We start from the raw sequence: 17,628 nt of genomic DNA, 5'->3' as shown, positions 1-17,628 counted from the left end.
TTTTTTCCCGTAATACCTGCAATGGAGCTGCACGTGTTTGCCAACCTGCTGATTATCCTGGCCTCCTCCCTGGTGGTGATTGCGTTGTTTCGTCGCCTGCAACTGCCACCGGTACTGGGCTATCTGTGTGTGGGCCTGGCCGTAGGCCCCACCGCGCTCGATTGGGTCAATGACAGCGAAGAGTTGCCAGACCTTGCCGAACTGGGTGTGGTGTTCCTACTGTTTTCCCTGGGCCTGGAGTTTTCCCTGAGCAAAATGCTCAGCCTGCGCCGGGTGGTGTTTGGCTTGGGCAGCCTGCAGGTACTGTGCTGCGGGTTGCTGCTGGGCGGTTTGCTGGCACTGTTCGGCCTGTCGCCGACGACCGCGCTGTTGCTCGGTGCTGGACTGGCGTTGTCGTCTACCGCCATCGTCAGCAAGGAGCTGACCAGCCTTGGCGAAATCTTCAGCAGCCATGGCCAGAATGCGATTGGGGTATTGCTGTTCCAGGATGTAGTGGCCGTATTGCTGCTGACCCTGGTGCCAGTGTTCGCCGGTAACAGCGAGCAAGCCTGGTACTGGGCATTGCCACTGACCCTGGGCAAAACCGTGGTGCTGTTCCTCGGCCTGCTGCTGGCCAGCCGCTGGTTACTGCCGCGTTTGTTCCGTGAGGTGGCAGCGTCCCATTCGGCCGAGTTGTTCGTGCTGCTGGCACTGGTGATTGTGCTGCTCACCGCCTGGCTGACGCACCTGCTGGGCCTGTCCCCGGCCCTTGGCGCTTTTCTCGCTGGCATGCTGCTGGGAGAAAGCCATTACCGCCATCAGATCGAAGCCGATATCCGACCGTTTCGCGACATCCTGCTGGGACTGTTTTTTGTCAGCATCGGCATGCTGATCGACCTGCAATTGTTTATCAGCCACAGCCTGTTGATTCTCGGCCTGACCCTCACCCTGATGCTGATCAAAGGCTGCGTCGTCGCGCTGCTGGTGCAACTGCGCGGCAGCGACGGCGAAACCGCCTGGCGCAGTGGCTTGGCGTTGGCCCAGGGCGGTGAGTTTTGTTTCGCCTTGATGGCGCAAATGCAGCAAAGCCGCCTGATGCCAGCTGACATCAGCAGCCTGCTGCTGGCCGCCACGTTCTGCTCGATGCTGCTGACGCCACTGCTGCTCAGGGCGGCACCCGCGATTGCCCTGCGCTTGCACCGCAAGCCCAATCAGCAAGTGCAGCTTGAAGAGATCACCGCCCTCAACGCCGAGCTGCGAGGCCATGCGGTGATCTGCGGTTATGGCCGGGTTGGCCAGTCCATCGGACGCTTCCTGCACCGCGAACAGCAAGCCTTCATCGCCCTGGATGACGACCCGGAGCGGGTCCAGGAGGCCTCCACCGAAGACCGCGCCGTGCACTACGGCGACTGCCGCCGTGGCGCCCTGCTCAGCGCCGTCGGCCTGGAGCGTGCGCGCCTGGTGGTGATCGCGGTGGACAACAGCGACGTCGCCCTGACCGTGCTCAACGAAGCACGGCGGATCAACCCGAACGTGCCGATCCTGGTGCGCACCCGTGACGACAGTCAACTGGCCGAACTGAAAGCCGCCGGCGCCACGGAAGTGGTCCCCGAGTTGCTGGAGTCGAGCCTGATGCTCGCCTCCCACGCGCTGATCCTGCTGGGGTTGTCGGACCAGCAGGTGAAGGACCGCGTGGATGAGGTGCGCCAGAGCCGCTATCAGCTGCTACAGGGCTTCAACCATAGCGGAGGTGACACGCCCCTCAATCCTGACTGACCGCCCCAATCTTGTGGATCGACAAGTCCGCGCCGTAATACTCCTCTTCCTGGCTTAAGCGAAGGCCGTAAACGCGCTTGATCACCCCATACACCAGGAAGCCGCCGGCCAGGGCTACCACCACACCCAGCGCGGTGCCGATCAACTGGCTGATCAGGCTCACGCCGCCCAAACCACCCAGGGCGGTCTGGCCGAAGATCCCGCAGGCAATCCCGCCCCACACGCCGCACAGCCCGTGCAGCGGCCATACACCCAGCACATCATCGATCTTCCAGCGGTCCTGGGCCGCGATAAAGAACCAGACGAACAAGCCGCCCGCCACCGCGCCAGTCACCAGTGCGCCCACCGGGTGCATCAGGTCGGAGCCGGCACAGATCGCGACCAACCCGGCCAGCGGACCGTTGTGCAAGAAGCCTGGGTCGTTACGCCCGATGACCAATGCCGCCACGGTGCCGCCGACCATCGCCATCAACGAGTTGACCGCCACCAGCCCGCTGACCCCCGACAGGGTTTGCGCACTCATGACGTTGAAGCCGAACCAGCCGACAATCAAGATCCACGAGCCCAACGCGAGGAATGGAATGCTCGACGGCGCGAACGCCACCAGGCGCCCTTCCCGATAACGTCCCTGGCGTGGGCCGAGCAGCAACACCGCCGCCAGTGCCAGCCAACCGCCCATGGCGTGCACCACCACGCTGCCGGCAAAGTCATGGAAGCTCGCGCCGAAGCTGGCCAGCAACCAAGCTTGCAGCCCGTAATTGCCATTCCACACCATGCCTTCGAAAAACGGGTAGATGAAGGCTACGATCAACGCGGTGGCGCACAGTTGCGGCGCAAAACGTGCACGCTCGGCAATCCCCCCGGAAATGATCGCCGGGATCGCTGCGGCGAAGGTCAGCAGGAAGAAGAATTTCACCAGGCCGTAGCCGTGGTCGGCACTGATCACCGCCGCCGGTTGCATGAAGGTCACGCCGTAGGAGATCCAATAGCCTATAAAGAAATAGGCCAGTGTGGAGATGGCGAAGTCACTGAGGATTTTCGACAGGGCATTGACCTGGTTCTTCTGGCGCACGGTGCCGACTTCCAGGAAGGCAAAGCCGGCATGCATGGCCAGGACCATGACCGCACCAATCAGAATGAACAGCGTGTTGGAACTGTGGACGAGGGTGTCCACCGCGCTTTGCAAATTTTCCATGGAGGATGGCAGGCCTGCACATGCAGGAAAAAGCACCAAAGCAGTTCATGACCTTCATGACGCGCACTAAATTGGCACCCAGGGCTCGACCTTCTTTTGAGGCCGTGAACCGGTTTAGCGCAGCGATCATTGAGAAAGGCAGAATCCGACAGGGTTTTTCCGCGAGTTTTAGTTATTTAGGGTAAGGTTTTTCAGGGTTTGAGCCCCAACCGCCCGGATTCAGCGCAAGGCCCCAGGCCTGCGCACCAAGGCAAAGCAAAAGCTGTACCAGACAATTGCAGTGAACCTTCACCGATGCCGGTGACTCGAAACCAAAAGTAAACAGACCAGCTACTCACGGAGATAACCATGGCCAGAAAAACGGCAAAGACTGCTCAAGAAATACTGATGGCGGATTTTCAAACCCTGGTCAGCGATACCGAGAAGCTGCTGGACGACACGGCGATTCTCGCCGGTGACCAGGCAGACGAGCTGCGCAGCAAGATTCACGACAGCCTGCTCAAGGCCCGTGAAACCCTGCAATTGACCGAAGACTCGCTGCGCGAACGCGGCCAGGCGGCGGTCACGGCCACTGAGGATTATGTCCAGGCCAACCCATGGCAGTCCGTCGGCATTGCAGCCGGCGTAGGCTTTTTGATCGGCCTGCTGGCTACAAGGCGCTAATCATGTCTATCGGCGAATCCGGCTCGACCACGGGCCCAAGTTCTACATCGCGGCGCCTGGGCGCGGCTGTCCTGGGTTTGCTGCACAGCCACGTCGAGCTGTTTGGCATCGAGTTGCAGGAGCAGAAAGCCCGCACCGTCAGCCTGTTGCTGTTCGCCGGCTTGGCGCTGGTGTTTGCCCTTCTGTTGCTGGTGGGCTTGTCGGCGCTGGTGATGATTCTGGTGTGGGATACCTACCGCCTGACCGGGATCATCAGCCTGTGTGTGTTCTACATACTGGCCGCAGCATTCTGCGGGTTGCGCCTGAAGGCGGCGGTGTTCGATGAGTCCACGCCGTTCCACGCCACCCTCGAAGAGCTGGCCAACGACCGGGAGCGCCTGCTGCCATGAGCATGACTGAATTGCCGCACAACACTTCCCGGCGAGAAATGCGCAAGGCGTTGATCCGCCTGCGCATGGAAATGCACCGCCAGGAAATCCGTCACGAGTCCCAGCAACTGATGCTGCCGCTGCAAAAGGTCCGCAACATGGGCCAGAGTTGGCAGGACGGTTTTGGCATCAAGCACGCGCCGCTGTGGGGCGTGGGCGTGGTGACACTGTTGGGCTTTCTTACCGGTAAAGGCGCCAAGGGCAGCGGAATCGGCACCATGACCCGCCTGGTGCGGCTTGGCGCCGGTCTGATCCCGTTGATCAAATTGGCCATGCAAGGTGCTTCGCGCAAAAGTTAAGCCGCGCTGGCTGCATTCTTGCAAACAGATCAGGCCCGGCCCTCACCCTCGAGGGCCGGGCCTTTTTTATTCCGGTCTTTTAAGGAGGCCCCGTGATCGACGGGCAACCGCTCGCCTGCTTCCAGCCATTCATCGACACCGCTACCGGCCGCATCGCCGGCGTAGAAGCCTTGGGGCGACTGCGCCAGGCGAACGGTGAACTGCGCTCGGTGGGTCCGTTGTTTGCCGACCCGCGCACCCCCTCCGTGGCCTTGCGCCGCCTGGACCGACAGATCCGCGACAATGCCCTGAGCCGCCTGCATGAAGCCCCGCAAGAGTGGTTCCTCAGTCTGAACATCTCGCCACGCTGGATTACCCGGCTGCGCCCGGGGCAAGCCTTGCCGAGCCTTAGGCAATTGCAGGTGCATAACGTCGACCCGCGCCGCATCGTATTCGAGATCACGGAATTGGGCGGCGATATCCAGCGCCTGGCCGACGTGGTCGAGCGCTACCGCGAGGCCGGGGCGCGGATTGCCATTGATGATTTCGGCGCCGGCTATTCGCAACTGGACCGGGTGCTGGCGTTGCAACCGGACATTCTCAAGCTGGACATGCGTCTGTTCCAGGCTGCTGCCCGGGGCGGCCCCAGCGGGGACGTGGTGCGGGCGCTGGCACAAATGGCGGAAAAAACCGGCTGCTGGATCATTGCCGAAGGCGTCGAGACCGAAGCCCAGCTTTATTTCGCCCTGGAATGTGGTTCGCGTTATGTCCAGGGCTACCTGTTCGCCCAGGCCCAGCTGGACTGGTTCGCCACGGACGCGTTCGTGCCGCGCTTCGCCCAACTGCGCAACGGCTATGTTCAACAGAAGCTGGCCGAGCGTGGTCGGATCATGCAGTTGCGCCAGCAACTGGCGGAACTGATGCAGATCCTGCAAACCTGGGCGCAGGCCCAGGCACCGCTGAGCCAACTGCCGCAATTGCCGGCATTTCCCTGGCTGCTGCGTTTCTACCAGTGCGACCGGCATGGCACGCAACTGACGCCCAATTTCGAATGGCACCAGGGCGCGTGGCAGGCCGACGCGCGCTATCTCGGCCATAACTGGTCTTGGCGCCCGTATTTTTATCACCTGCTGGCCGAAGGTTGGGAGGAGCGGCGGCTGACCCTGTCCTCGACCTACCGCGATGCCACGACCAACCAGTACTGCCTCACTGCCGGACAATTCTTTGATAATGGTCGGCGCCTGCTGTTAATCGATATCGACGCCGTCGGCTTGTAGTTTTTCGCTTGCGAAGGCCCGGCTGAACCGGGAAGCTGGGAGGCGTCATTCACCGCACGGAGAGTAACCGCCTTGGATTGGCCCACCCTGCTTACCCGCGAACGTCTTGGAAAACCGCTGCACAGCCCGGAAGAACTGGGGCGCAGCCCGTTTCACAAAGACCATGATCGCATCATCTTTTCCGGCGCATTTCGCCGCCTGGGCCGCAAGACTCAAGTGCATCCGGTGACCAGCAACGATCATATCCATACGCGGCTGACCCATTCCCTGGAAGTCAGCTGCGTGGGACGGTCCCTGGGCATGCGCGTGGGCGAGACCCTCCGCAGCGCCCTGCCTGACTGGTGTGACCCGAGCGACCTGGGCATGGTGGTGCAATCGGCCTGCCTGGCCCACGACATCGGCAATCCGCCGTTTGGTCATTCCGGTGAAGACGCGATCCGGCACTGGTTCCAGCAGGCGTCAGGACGTGGCTGGCTGGATGACATGACCAGCGCCGAGCGCAATGACTTCCTGAATTTCGAAGGCAATGCCCAGGGCTTCCGGGTACTCACGCAGCTGGAATATCACCAGTTCGACGGCGGCACCCGGCTGACCTACGCCACCTTGGGCACCTACCTGAAATACCCCTGGACCGCGCGCCACGCCGACTCGCTGGGCTACAAGAAACACAAGTTCGGCTGCTACCAGAGCGAGCTGCCGATTCTCGAGCAGATCGCCCAGAAGCTCGGCTTGCCGCAACTGGAAGAACAGCGCTGGGCCCGGCATCCGTTGGTGTACCTGATGGAGGCGGCCGACGATATCTGCTACGCGTTGATCGACCTCGAAGACGGACTGGAAATGGAGCTGCTGGAATATGCCGAGGTCGAGTCCCTGCTGCTGGACCTGGTGGGCGACGATTTACCGCAAACCTACCGGCAACTCGGCCCGCAGGATTCCCGGCGACGCAAGCTGGCGATCCTGCGGGGCAAGGCCATCGAGCACCTGACCAACGCCGCCGCCCGGGCGTTCGTCGAACAACAGGACGCGTTGCTGGCCGGTACCCTGCCGGGGGACCTGGTTGAACATATGCACGGCCCCGCCAAACGCTGCGTACTGGATGCCAAGGACATGGCGCGCAAGAAGATCTTCCAGGACAAGCGCAAGACCCTGCATGAAATCGGCGCCTACACCACCCTGGAAATCCTCTTGAATGCCTTCTGCGGCGCGGCCCTGGAACAACATGGCGGTCGCACCCCGTCGTTCAAGAACCGGCGCATCCTCGACCTGCTGGGCAACAGCGCCCCGGACCCGTCGTGGTCATTGCACGCCTCGTTCCTGCGCATGATCGATTTCATCGCCGGCATGACCGACAGCTACGCCAGTGAGATGGCCCGAGAAATGACCGGGCGCTCCAGCCCGCAATGAAGCAGCGCCCTGGCTTATGGCCAGGGCTGCTTTTCAAAGAATCGCCCTACGCACGGAACAGAGCGGCCTGATCGAAGCTCTTCCCCGCCGCGATGAATAATCGCGCGCCCAGACCGCAGTCTTTCGACACATTTCTGCGCCCCATCGCTGGCGGGCCCATTAACTTCTAACTACACGCCCTGGCGGAGCGTCTTCAGGGCACTTGGCCATTTCATGGAAAAACCCATGCTCGAACAACTTCGTATCCTGTTGGTGGAGGATCACCCCTTTCAATTGCTGGCCACCCAGTGCCTGTTGCGAAACTACGGCTACCACAACCTGGCCCTGGCTGAGAACGCCGAGCAGGCAATGCGCCTGATGACAGAAACCGACACACCATTCGATATTCTGCTGTGTGATCAATGTTTGCCGGACCTGCCCGGGCTGGAGTTGATTGAAATCGCCAACCGCAGAGGCTTTATAAAATCCGCGATATTGCTCAGCGGCCTGCCCGTCAACGAACTGCAGAACCTTGAGGCCCAGGCACACGAGCGCAACTTTCCGTTACTTGGCTACTTGTCGAAGCCGCTGAACCACCTTGGGCTGAGCGAACTCATACGCCAATCGCGCCCCTCCCCGCTCAACAAAAAAGTAGGAAGTTAAACGCCCGCCCACTTGGAAAATTCTTCGTTATAACGCTGTTCCCCCACGGGTACTTATTTTTAAATTCCACTCACGCAAAATTCTTACACCCGAACAACAAATACCCGACAGAGCGTAATCCCTTGCTTTTTTTGATGTAGGAATATTCTTGTTTTACGTTTGTTCCACATCAGGCTCATCCTCCTGCATTGCCATGTGAGCTAATGTGCCGACTTTATTTGCGCTTGTATGGAATATGATCATGAACTCAGTTTTTATTATCGACGACCACCCCGTTATACGACTTGCCATTCGAATGTTGTTGGAACATGAAGGTTATAAAGTAGTTGGAGAAGCCGACAACGGTTGTGACGCAATACAGATGGTCAAGGAGTGCCAGCCGGACCTGATCATCCTTGATATCGGGATTCCTAAACTCGACGGCCTGGAAGTGTTGTGTCGATTCAACTCAATGAGCACGCCGACCAAGACGTTGATACTCACCGCCCAGACCCCGAAGCTGTTCGCCACACGGTGCATGCGCTCCGGTGCCGACGGATATGTCTGCAAGGAAGGTGACTTGAGTGAGCTACTGAGTGCCATCAGGGCGGTCTTGTCAGGTTACAACTACTTTCCGAGCCAGGCCCTTAATGGCAGCACTAACGAAACAGATTGCAATGAAGAACTCGAACTTTTCAAAGTCGTCAATGATCGCGAACTCATGGTATTGCAACTTTTTGCACAAGGCCGGACAAACAAGGAAATAGCCAAGGGCATGTTCCTCAGCAACAAGACTGTCAGCACCTACAAAAAAAGGCTCATGCAAAAACTAAAAGCCAAATCCTTGGTAGAACTTATCGAGATGGCAAAACGTAACGCGCTAGTGTGAGAAATCGGATGCCCAGGCGTTTAAAGGACTATCTAATCATATTGAGTATCGGGGTGTGCCTCAGCACTGCCGTGCCTGCCGAACAAACGGCTCCCGAGCAATACGCACTGCTGGGGCGCGCCGGTGCCGCTCAACTGGACACACCACTGAACAAGACACAACGCCAGTGGCTGCAGAACAAACGGGAACTGATACTGGGCACGTCTGCGCCAGACTACCCGCCCTTCGACATCACCTCCAGCGGGCGGGATTATGAAGGGTTGACCGCCGATTACGCCGGCCTGGTGGCCAGGACGCTGGCAATACCGCTGAAGGTATTGCGCTACTCCACCCGGGAAGCCGCGATCCAGGCGCTGGAAAACGGTGATATCGACTTTCTGGGCTCCGCCAATGGCTTTGAGGCGGCGAATCCCGACATCGCCCTGTCATTGCCCTACGCGGTGGATCAGCCGGTACTGGTCACCCGTGAAGGTGAAAACCGTAATCTTGGCGACGGCCTGGCGGGCTTGCGCCTGAGCCTTGTCTACCACTACCTGCCCATGGATGAAGTGCAGGCGCTGTATCCGAAGGCGACCATCCACGCCTACCCGTCCTATCAAAATGCCTTGAACGCGGTGGCATTCGACCAGGCTGATGTATTCCTGGGCGATACCATTTCCACTCATTACATGATCAACAAGGGCTACCTGAAAAATATCCGCATGGCCAACTTCGGCAAGCACGAGGCCCACGGATTCAGCTTCGCCTTGCGCAAGGATCAACCCATTCTCCTGAGCATCATCGACTCAGTGCTCGATGGCATATCCACCTATGAACGCGACAGCATCGCCAAGCGCTGGAGTGCGGGCAGCGACATTCTCCTGACCGACCGCAAGCTGCAACTGACCCTGCGTGAACAGCGCTGGCTCAAGGACCACCCGGTGGTGAAGGTGGTGGTCAATGAAACCCTGGCGCCCCTGACATTCTTTGACACTGACGGCAACTTTCGGGGTGTCACCGCCGATCTGCTGGAGCTGATCCGCCTGCGAACCGGCCTGCGCTTCAAGATTCAACACGAGCGTAACGTCGCCAACATGATCGAACTGGTGCAAACCGGCGCTGCCGACATCATCGGCGCAATTACCCCCAGCACCGGCCGCGAGTCCCGGCTGAACTTCAGCCGCCCCTACCTGGAAAACTCCTATGTATTGCTGACCCGCAAAGAGCCGGGCGCGCCCATGAGCCTTGAACAAATGGCCGGCAAGCGCCTGGCGATTACCCAGGGCAATCAGCTGGAAAAATTCCTGCAGCAGGCGTTTGCACAGATAAACCTGGTGGAAACCGGGGATACCTTCAAAGCATCGGAATTGTTGGCACAAGGGCAAGTGGACGGCGCGGTGAACCCCTTGGTGATCGCCAACTATCTGCTTTCTTCTCCGGCATTCCAGGACAAATTGCAGATCAGCTCCAGCATCGGCACGTTGCCCGCGACCTTTGCCCTGGCGACGTCCCGTGATGCCACGGAGCTGAGTTCGATTCTGGACAAGGCGCTGCTGAGTATCGCCCCGGATGAGATGGCGGCGATCAACAGCCGCTGGCGCGGCTACAACGCGGCGTCCGATGGCTACTGGCGCAATTACCACCGCCTGATCGCCCAGATCATCATCGGCACCGGGCTGCTGCTGTTGATTTCCCTGGCCTGGAACGGCTACCTGCAGCGTCAGATCAAGCATCGAAAACTGGCCGAGCGTGCCCTGAACGACCAGTTCGAGTTCATGCGGGCACTGGTCAATGAAACGCCCCATCCGATCTACGTACGCGACCACAACGGTTTTCTGCAAACCTGCAACGACAGCTACCTGCAGACGTTCGACGTCAAGCGTGAAGATGTCATCGGCAAGAGCATCACCCAGATGAGCATGGCGCTGGAAACGGAGTCGGCCCAATACCATGCCGACTATCAGCGGGTAGTGGCCGAAGGCAAACCGCTGATCCTTGATCGCACCCTGCATGTGCATGGGAAAAAACTCACGATCTACCACTGGATTCTCCCGTACCGCGACTCCATGGGCGAAGTCCAGGGCATCATTGGCGGCTGGATCGATATCAGCGAACGGCGCCAGTTGTTTGATGAACTTCGCGCCGCCAAGGAGCGTGCCGACGAAGCCAACCGTGCGAAAAGTACGTTCCTGGCCACCATGAGCCACGAAATCCGCACACCGATGAACGCCGTCATCGGCATGCTCGAGTTGACACTCAAGCGCGCCGACCAGGGGCACCTGGATCGCCCCGCCATCGAGGTCGCCTACAACTCGGCCAAGGACCTGCTGGAGCTCATCGGCGACATTCTGGACATCGCACGCATCGAATCCGGCCGCCTGAGCCTGGCGCCGGAGCGGGTCAACCTGCGCGAGGTGATCGAGTCGGTGGTCCGTGTATTCGACGGTCTGGCGCGCCAGAAAACCCTGAGCCTGGTGCTGGAATTCACCCCCGATGCCGGCGACACCGACGTGCTGATCGATCCGTTGCGGTTCAAGCAGGTGCTGTCGAACCTGGTGAGTAATGCGATCAAGTTCACTGAACGCGGCCAGGTGAAGATCAAGGTGCAACTGAAGGCGACCGGGCAACCTCAACAGATCGAGATGAAACTGGTGGTGGAGGACACCGGCATCGGGATCAATCGCGAAGACCAGTTACGCCTGTTCGAACCTTTTGCCCAAGCCGACAACTCCGGGCACCTGGCCAGGAGCGGCGCCGGCCTGGGCCTGGTGATCTGTCGCAGCCTGTGCGCCATGATGGGCGGGCAATTGAGCCTGAGCAGCGTGCCCATGGTGGGCACCCAGGTGCACGTCAGCCTGAAGATGACCAGCCTGCAGCCGGTCAAGGCGGTAGATAAACTGGAGCCTGCCGCGACCACACCGGCACCGGTACTCAATGTGCTGGTGGTGGATGACCATCCGGCCAACCGCTTGCTCATGTGCCAGCAACTGGGCTTCCTGGGGCATCAGTTCACCGCGGCCCATCATGGCGCTGCGGGGTTCCAGGCCTGGCGCGAGGAACACTTCGACCTGGTCATCGCCGATTGCAATATGCCGATCATGAACGGCTACGAGTTGAGCCATTCCATCCGCGAGTATGAGCAGCGTGAGCAAAAAACGCCCTGTGTGATACTCGGTTTTACCGCCAACGCCCAACCCGAGGAGAAACAACGTTGCTTCGACGCGGGCATGAATGACTGCCTGTTCAAACCCATCAGCCTCACCGCGCTGGAACAGCAACTGGCACAAGTCTGCCCGCTGCCCATGCGCAACGTGTTCACCCTTCAAAGCCTGGACGCGATGACAGGCGGCGACCCTCAATTGAGCCGGCGCCTGCTTGAAGAGTTACTCAGCAGCAGCCGGCATGATCGAGCCGAGCTGATGGCCCTGCTGGCGCAACACGCCGCCCCCCAGGACCTGATCGAGCAGGCTCACAAGATCAAGGGCGCCGCACGGATCATCCAGGCGGACATCCTGGCTGGACAATGCGAGGCGCTGGAGCAGGCCTGTGGCCAGGGCGAGAATCAGCACGTTGTCGAGGTGGGTATCAAGGCGATGGAGAAATCCATGCTTGAGCTGGAAAGGATGCTGCAAATGCAACTGGACGTACTGGACCATCGATAATTTGCAGGAGCGAGCTTGCTCGCGAAAATCGTCAGCGATAACGCGGTCATTCTGGATGCACGCGGCGTTATCTGGTTTTTCGCAAGCAAGCTCGCTCCTACAGGAGGCTCAGTCCATCAGCAATCGGTCAACCGCAGGAAAATCGCCGCCAACTGCTCGATGCCGGCCTGATCCTGCGGGGTAAATCGCGACAGCGATGGGCTGTCCAGGTCCAGCACACCAATCAGGCGCCCGTCCTTGACCAGCGGAACCACCAGCTCACTGTTGGACGCGCTGTCGCAGGCGATATGCCCCGGAAACTCATGCACGTCTTCCACCCGCTGGGTTTGCCGCGAGGCCGCTGCCGCGCCGCACACCCCACGACCAAACGGAATACGCACACAGGCGATCTGCCCCTGGAAAGGCCCAAGCACCAGCTCTTCATTACGGTTGAGGTAGAAACCCGCCCAGTTCAAATCATCCAGCTGGTTGAACAGAAACGCCGAAAACTGCGCCGCATTGGCGATGAAATCCCGCTCATCCGCCAACAGCGATTCCAGCTGCGCATGCAGCATGGCGTAGCCATCAAGGCCGGCTCCGGACTGTTGCAAATCGATCATGGTTGACGCTCCAACAACTTGAGGCCCACCCAATAGCGGGCGAACTGATAGGCACAACGGCCGTTGCGATTGCCGCGCCCGGTTGCCCAACGCACGGCGAGGATGTCCAGCTCCTCATCGCGCTGCCACTGCAAACCAGCCTTGTTCGCCAGCTCACCAATCCAGTGCTCGACCACATCCAGGAAGTGCTCTTGATTGAACGGGTAAAACGACAGCCACAAACCGAAACGGTCAGACAGGGCAATCTTGTCCTCCACCGCTTCGTTGGGATGCAGCTCACCGTCTATCGTTTTCCAGTTTTCGTTATCGCTCTGGTTCTCGGGCACCAGGTGACGACGGTTGGAGGTGGCATACAACAGGACGTTTTCCGGCGCCTGCTCCAGGGAACCGTCGAGTACACTCTTGAGCACTCGGTAATCGCTCTCGCCGGCTTCGAAGGACAGGTCATCGCAGAACAACACGAAGCGCTGTGGCAACTTGATCAGTTGCTCGACCACCCGCGGCAGGTCCGCCAGGTGATCGCGCTCGATCTCGATCAGGCGCAACCCGGCCTTGGCATGCTGGGCCAGCAAGGCACGCACCATGGACGATTTCCCGGTACCGCGCGAGCCCCAGAGCAACGCGTGGTTGGCCGGCAAGCCGTCGAGAAACTGCTGGGTGTTGCGGGCCAATTGTTCGCGTTGTTTGTCCACGCCGATCAAGTCGGACAGGCGCATATCCAGGCTGACTTCCAGCGGCAATAAAAAGCCGCTGCGACCTTCGCGCTGCCAGCGGGCAGCCAGGCAATGGTTCCAGTCAATGGCCTCGCGTGGGGCGGGCAACAAGGGCTCCAGGCGAGCCAGTACCGCGTCGGCACGCTCAAGAAAGGCATTCAATCGAGAATCCACGACTATTCCTCTGGCAAGTTCTTGTAAAAGATGGCGTATTGGCAACCCTGAGGCAGACCGTGCAGGGCTGCACCGAATAAAATCGATTCATGCCGGGCAAGTTTGAGCCTGTGGATGTTCAGCTATGCTTGCCGGGCGAAAGGAAACGTAAAGTGGTACAGCACCCGATGGATATCAAGTTCGCCCACCGCTTGTCTTATAAACAAGCCAGACTGACAGTGCTGGTCGGATTCGTCTTGGGAACCCTGCTCAGCCTGCTACAGATCGGGATTGATTATGCCAGTGAAGACGCGTCCATCAACCGGGAAATACGCGCGCTGATTGAAATCAGTCATAACCCGGCTTCACGCATCGCCTACAACATCGACGCCGAACTGGCCCAGGAACTGACCCTGGGCCTGCTGCACTCCCCTGCCATCACTCGGGCACAACTGGTCGACAACAACGGTTTGGTCCTGGCCGATGTCCAGCGCCCGCGCAAGGAAAGCAGCTACCGTCCCATCAGCGACTTCCTGTTTGGCGCCAACCGCCAATTCGAAGACCGGCTGTACCTCACCCACATGCCCAATGACGCCCTTGGCGTATTGCGCCTGGACGTCGACACCTACGCATTCGGCAGCCGCTTCCTGCGCCGCGCCGAGATCACGCTGTTCAACGGCTTTGCCCGCAGCCTGATCCTAACTGGCATTCTGCTGGCGCTGTTCTACGTGATGCTGACCAAGCCGCTGGTGCGCATTATTCGCGAACTGAGCTCACGCAAGCACGAGCGCCTGGACTGCCCGCAGGGGCACGAGCACGACGAGATCGGCGTACTGGTCAACGTTGCCAACCAGCAGTTTGAAAACATGGAGACCGAAATCCAGCAACGCCGCCACGCCGAAAACCGCCTGACTGAATACCTCGGCCAACTAGAAGACATCGTTTCTGCGCGCACCACCGAGCTCAAGGCCATCAATCATCGACTGACGCTGTCGAACGACGAACTGGAAGCGGCGAAGATGACGGCCCTGGCCATGGCCCAGGCACGCGCGGCGTTCCTGGCCAACATGAGCCATGAAATCCGTACGCCGCTCAACGGTCTGCTCGGGATGATCGCCCTCTCCCTCGACAGCCCGCTGAATGCCGAGCAACGCCAGCAACTGTCGATCGCCCATGACTCGGGCAAAGTGCTGGTGGAGTTGCTCAACGATATCCTCGACCTGTCCAAGTTCGACGCCGGCCAGTTGGAGCTGGAAAGCATCCCGTTCGACCTGGGCGCACTGGTGGAGGACACCGCCAACCTGCTCTCGCAAAACGCCGCGCCCAGCGTGGAGTTGACGTGCCTGATCGACCCGCAGTTTCCCGCCCAGGTGCTGGGCGACCCGACGCGGGTACGGCAGATTGTCAGCAATTTGCTGTCCAACGCCCTGAAGTTCACGCGTTTTGGCCGGGTGGACGTGCGCCTCAGTGCCCAGGCCGACCGGGTCAGAATCGAGGTGTGCGACACCGGCATCGGGATTGCGCAGGATGCTCAGGTCAAGATCTTCCAGCCGTTCACCCAAGCCGGTGCGGGCATCACTCGCCAGTTTGGCGGCACCGGGCTGGGCCTGGCGCTGACCCACAACCTGTGCGAGGCCATGAAGGGCCGCCTGAGCATCAGCTCCGAGGCCGGCTTTGGCAGCCAGTTCTGCGCCGACCTGCCACTGCCGACGCATTTACCGGCGATGCGCCTGGCGCCGCTGGCAGGCGACGTCATCGCGATCACCAGCAGCAGTAGCGGCCTGGCGGAACTGCTCAACAGCCTGCTGCCGAGTTGGGGGCTGACGCCGCGCTGCTACTCCATTGACGATGACTTGAGCGGGCAGAATCCTGACCTGCTGATCACCGACTGCCCCGAATGCCTGTTTCGCCTGCGCCCGTCGATCACCGCCCCGATCCTGGTGGTGACCGCCTACGGCAACTTCATGCCCAGCGAAGAAGTCGCGGCCCTGGCGCCGCTGCAACAACAAGCCCGGCCCCTGAGCCGCACGGCGCTGTACCAGATTCTGCAACGCAACTTGCGCATCGATCCGGACGTGGTGCTTGACCTGATCCAGCTGGAAACCGGCCCCCTCGCTCACCGGGCACGCGTCCTGCTGGTGGAAGACAACCCGGTGAATCAACTGGTGGCCAAGGGCATGCTCACCAAGCTCGGCTGCGAGGTGATCGTCGCCGCCCACGGTGGCGAAGCCCTCAAGCTGTTGGAAGAACAAAGCTTCGACATGGTGCTGATGGACTGCAATATGCCGGTGATGGATGGCTATGAGGCCAGCCGGCAGATCCGTCGCAGCGGTCGCTGGCCGGACTTGCCGATTGTCGCGCTGACGGCCAACGCCATGTCCGAGGAACGCGAGCGCTGCCGGGCGGCAGGCATGAATGACTACCTGGCCAAGCCGTTTCGCCGGGAAGAACTCAAGGCCTTGCTCGACCTGTGGGTACCGACTACGACAAGTCTTTGATCTGTCGCAACAGCTCATCCAGACCGTCACGCAAGGCATCGGCCTGGTTCAGGTCAACCCCGCTGTCACACAACAGGCGGGCCTTCAGCGGCTGCACCTGGTCACGCAAGTGTCGACCTTCATCGGTCAGGCTCAGGTGCACTTCACGCTCATCCTGCGCACTGCGCTGACGCCGTACCAGAGCAAGCTGCTCCAGGCGCTTGAGCAACGGCGTCAACGTGCCGGAATCCAGCATCAAGCGCTCGCCCAAGGCCTTGACCGTCGGCTGTGGCATGGCTGCAGCCTGCCATTCCCACAACACCAGCATCACCAGGTATTGCGGGTAGGTCAGCCCCAACTGATCGAGCATCGGCTTGTAGGCCCGGGTGACCGCGCGGGAGGCGGCGTAGAGCTTGAAGCACAGTTGGTCGTCAAGGGACAGGGACAGGTCGGTCATTTGAGCAGGGCTTCAATCTCTTGGGTCAGGTCCTGGGGCTTGGTGGTCGGGGCGAAACGCTTGACCACCTGGCCGTCGCGACCGATCAGGAACTTGGTGAAGTTCCACTTGATGCCCTTGGAGCCCAGCAAACCGGGAGCCTGTTTTTTAAGCTGCACGAACAAGGGATGAGCGTCGCTGCCATTGACGTCGATCTTCTTGAACAGCGGGAAGCTGACACCGAAGTTCAGCTCGCAAAACTCGGAGATGGCACCTTCGTTGCCCGGCTCCTGCTTGCCGAACTGGTTGCAGGGAAAGCCCAGCACCACCAAGCCCTGGTCCTTGTACTGCTGCCAGAGTGCTTCAAGCCCCTTGTACTGCGGGGTGAAGCCGCACTTGCTGGCGGTATTGACCACAAGAATCGCCTTGCCGGCGAAATCGGCCAAGGTCTTTTGCTCACCCTTGATGGTGGTGCAAGGGATGCTCAGCAGGTTGTCGCTCATGGCAGTGCCTCGAAAGAAATAAGAAGAACTGAAAGATAGTAGGCAATTCAATTGTGTGCAATTTAATTGCCCGGGCTTATGCCTTGGTATAACGGCTCTTGCGGGCACGAAGGCCCGCAGGAGATAGCCGGTTTAGCGCGGCACCAGGTCCAGGCACACCGAATTGATGCAGTAACGCAACCCGGTCGGCGGCGGACCATCCGGGAACACGTGGCCCAGGTGCGCATCGCACTTGGCGCAGGTGACCTCGGTACGGATCATGCCGTGGCTGACATCGCGAATCTCGACCATTGCCTGCTTTGCAATCGGCTCGTAGAAGCTGGGCCAGCCGCAGCCGGAGTCGAACTTGGCCTTGGAATCGAACAGCGGTTCATTGCAGCAGATGCAGTGGTAAACGCCGTCGGTCTTGGTGCCGTTGTACTTGCCGCTGAACGGTCGCTCGGTGCCTTTGAGGCGGCACACGTTGTACTGCTCCGGGTCGAGCATGGCTTTCCATTCTTCAACGGTTTTCTGCAACTTTTCCATCGGTACACCTCGGCAACTGAAAAAGCCTGATCTGTGTCTTTTCCATGGATCAGGCGGCACGTATGATTGCG

The 17,628-nt window shown here is 60.0% G+C and carries 16 protein-coding genes; 10 read left to right on the top strand and 6 right to left on the bottom strand.

Annotation, left to right across the window (positions count from 1 at the left end; translation table 11 throughout):
* Positions 1-33: 33 nt before the first annotated feature.
* Positions 34-1,755 (top strand): monovalent cation:proton antiporter-2 (CPA2) family protein, encoded by a 1,722-nt coding sequence (locus NVB75_RS29525; RefSeq protein WP_258344544.1) that lies wholly within the window; start codon positions 34-36, stop codon positions 1,753-1,755.
* On the opposite strand, the gene NVB75_RS29520 is transcribed toward NVB75_RS29525, so the two are convergent.
* A complete protein-coding gene (locus NVB75_RS29520; RefSeq protein WP_258344543.1) occupies positions 1,742-2,950 on the bottom strand; it encodes an ammonium transporter in 1,209 nt (402 codons plus the stop codon). The two genes, NVB75_RS29525 and NVB75_RS29520, sit on opposite strands and share 14 nt — an antisense overlap.
* A 348-nt stretch (positions 2,951-3,298) precedes the next feature.
* On the opposite strand from NVB75_RS29520, the gene NVB75_RS29515 reads away from it, so the two are divergent.
* From NVB75_RS29515 to NVB75_RS29480, 8 genes are all read left to right on the top strand, one after another.
* Positions 3,299-3,613 (top strand): YqjD family protein, encoded by a 315-nt coding sequence (locus NVB75_RS29515; protein ID WP_026078283.1) that lies wholly within the window; start codon positions 3,299-3,301, stop codon positions 3,611-3,613.
* Between the two features lie 2 nt (positions 3,614-3,615).
* Complete coding sequence (locus NVB75_RS29510; RefSeq protein WP_063032049.1) at positions 3,616-4,002, top strand: phage holin family protein; 387 nt, start codon at positions 3,616-3,618, stop codon at positions 4,000-4,002.
* Positions 3,999-4,340, top strand: a complete 342-nt coding sequence (locus NVB75_RS29505) for a hypothetical protein (protein ID WP_258344542.1) — start codon at positions 3,999-4,001, stop codon at positions 4,338-4,340. The genes NVB75_RS29510 and NVB75_RS29505 overlap by 4 nt, the downstream gene beginning before the upstream one ends.
* 92 nt (positions 4,341-4,432) lie before the next feature.
* Positions 4,433-5,596, top strand: a complete 1,164-nt coding sequence (locus tag NVB75_RS29500; RefSeq protein ID WP_258344541.1) for an EAL domain-containing protein — start codon at positions 4,433-4,435, stop codon at positions 5,594-5,596.
* 72 nt (positions 5,597-5,668) lie between these two features.
* Positions 5,669-7,000: a deoxyguanosinetriphosphate triphosphohydrolase gene (locus tag NVB75_RS29495; protein WP_258344540.1), complete on the top strand. Its 1,332-nt coding sequence runs from the start codon at positions 5,669-5,671 to the stop codon at positions 6,998-7,000.
* 225 nt (positions 7,001-7,225) lie between these two features.
* Positions 7,226-7,642: a response regulator gene (locus NVB75_RS29490; RefSeq protein ID WP_258344539.1), complete on the top strand. Its 417-nt coding sequence runs from the start codon at positions 7,226-7,228 to the stop codon at positions 7,640-7,642.
* Between the two features lie 241 nt (positions 7,643-7,883).
* Positions 7,884-8,510, top strand: a complete 627-nt coding sequence (locus NVB75_RS29485) for a response regulator transcription factor (protein ID WP_017479961.1) — start codon at positions 7,884-7,886, stop codon at positions 8,508-8,510.
* An 8-nt stretch (positions 8,511-8,518) separates the two neighbouring features.
* A complete protein-coding gene (locus NVB75_RS29480) occupies positions 8,519-12,151 on the top strand; it encodes a transporter substrate-binding domain-containing protein (RefSeq protein ID WP_258344538.1) in 3,633 nt (1,210 codons plus the stop codon).
* A gap of 116 nt (positions 12,152-12,267) precedes the next feature.
* Here NVB75_RS29480 and NVB75_RS29475 read toward each other — a convergent pair whose 3' ends face one another.
* Together NVB75_RS29475 and NVB75_RS29470 are read right to left on the bottom strand one after the other, a co-directional pair.
* Positions 12,268-12,750, bottom strand: coding sequence for a GAF domain-containing protein (locus tag NVB75_RS29475; RefSeq protein ID WP_258344537.1), 483 nt, complete (start codon positions 12,748-12,750; stop codon positions 12,268-12,270).
* Positions 12,747-13,637: an ATP-binding protein gene (locus NVB75_RS29470; RefSeq protein WP_258344535.1), complete on the bottom strand. Its 891-nt coding sequence runs from the start codon at positions 13,635-13,637 to the stop codon at positions 12,747-12,749. Before NVB75_RS29470 ends, NVB75_RS29475 begins: the two co-directional genes overlap by 4 nt.
* Before the next feature lie 167 nt (positions 13,638-13,804).
* Between NVB75_RS29470 and NVB75_RS29465 the strand changes: the two genes are divergently transcribed.
* Positions 13,805-16,114, top strand: coding sequence for a response regulator (locus NVB75_RS29465; protein ID WP_258344534.1), 2,310 nt, complete (start codon positions 13,805-13,807; stop codon positions 16,112-16,114).
* On the opposite strand, the gene NVB75_RS29460 is transcribed toward NVB75_RS29465, so the two are convergent.
* The 3 genes from NVB75_RS29460 to msrB all read right to left on the bottom strand — a co-directional run bounded on the left by NVB75_RS29460 (position 16,098) and on the right by msrB (position 17,557).
* Entirely contained in the window at positions 16,098-16,550 is a 453-nt protein-coding gene (locus tag NVB75_RS29460) for a MarR family winged helix-turn-helix transcriptional regulator (protein ID WP_258344533.1), read from the bottom strand. The two genes, NVB75_RS29465 and NVB75_RS29460, sit on opposite strands and share 17 nt — an antisense overlap.
* Complete coding sequence (locus NVB75_RS29455; RefSeq protein ID WP_258344532.1) at positions 16,547-17,032, bottom strand: glutathione peroxidase; 486 nt, start codon at positions 17,030-17,032, stop codon at positions 16,547-16,549. The genes NVB75_RS29460 and NVB75_RS29455 overlap by 4 nt, the downstream gene beginning before the upstream one ends.
* A gap of 132 nt (positions 17,033-17,164) precedes the next feature.
* A complete protein-coding gene (msrB, locus tag NVB75_RS29450; RefSeq protein ID WP_258344531.1) occupies positions 17,165-17,557 on the bottom strand; it encodes a peptide-methionine (R)-S-oxide reductase MsrB in 393 nt (130 codons plus the stop codon).
* Between the last annotated feature and the right edge of the window lie 71 nt (positions 17,558-17,628).

Source organism: Pseudomonas sp. CBS (assembly GCF_024734645.1).
Lineage (GTDB): Bacteria > Pseudomonadota > Gammaproteobacteria > Pseudomonadales > Pseudomonadaceae > Aquipseudomonas.
This window is presented reverse-complemented; position numbering and strand designations above follow the sequence as displayed.

What these genes read in the sequence shown, in the direction of transcription:
- NVB75_RS29460 (WP_258344533.1), bottom strand. Translation starts at nt 16,550, where the DNA reads ATGACCGACCTGTCCCTGTCCCTTGACGACCAACTGTGCTTCAAGCTC.
- NVB75_RS29455 (WP_258344532.1), bottom strand. Translation starts at nt 17,032, where the DNA reads ATGAGCGACAACCTGCTGAGCATCCCTTGCACCACCATCAAGGGTGAG.
- NVB75_RS29465 (WP_258344534.1), top strand. Translation starts at nt 13,805, where the DNA reads ATGGATATCAAGTTCGCCCACCGCTTGTCTTATAAACAAGCCAGACTG.
- NVB75_RS29475 (WP_258344537.1), bottom strand. Translation starts at nt 12,750, where the DNA reads ATGATCGATTTGCAACAGTCCGGAGCCGGCCTTGATGGCTACGCCATG.
- NVB75_RS29510 (WP_063032049.1), top strand. Translation starts at nt 3,616, where the DNA reads ATGTCTATCGGCGAATCCGGCTCGACCACGGGCCCAAGTTCTACATCG.
- NVB75_RS29490 (WP_258344539.1), top strand. Translation starts at nt 7,226, where the DNA reads ATGCTCGAACAACTTCGTATCCTGTTGGTGGAGGATCACCCCTTTCAA.
- msrB (WP_258344531.1), bottom strand. Translation starts at nt 17,557, where the DNA reads ATGGAAAAGTTGCAGAAAACCGTTGAAGAATGGAAAGCCATGCTCGAC.
- NVB75_RS29515 (WP_026078283.1), top strand. Translation starts at nt 3,299, where the DNA reads ATGGCCAGAAAAACGGCAAAGACTGCTCAAGAAATACTGATGGCGGAT.
- NVB75_RS29520 (WP_258344543.1), bottom strand. Translation starts at nt 2,950, where the DNA reads ATGGAAAATTTGCAAAGCGCGGTGGACACCCTCGTCCACAGTTCCAAC.
- NVB75_RS29505 (WP_258344542.1), top strand. Translation starts at nt 3,999, where the DNA reads ATGAGCATGACTGAATTGCCGCACAACACTTCCCGGCGAGAAATGCGC.
- NVB75_RS29480 (WP_258344538.1), top strand. Translation starts at nt 8,519, where the DNA reads ATGCCCAGGCGTTTAAAGGACTATCTAATCATATTGAGTATCGGGGTG.
- NVB75_RS29485 (WP_017479961.1), top strand. Translation starts at nt 7,884, where the DNA reads ATGAACTCAGTTTTTATTATCGACGACCACCCCGTTATACGACTTGCC.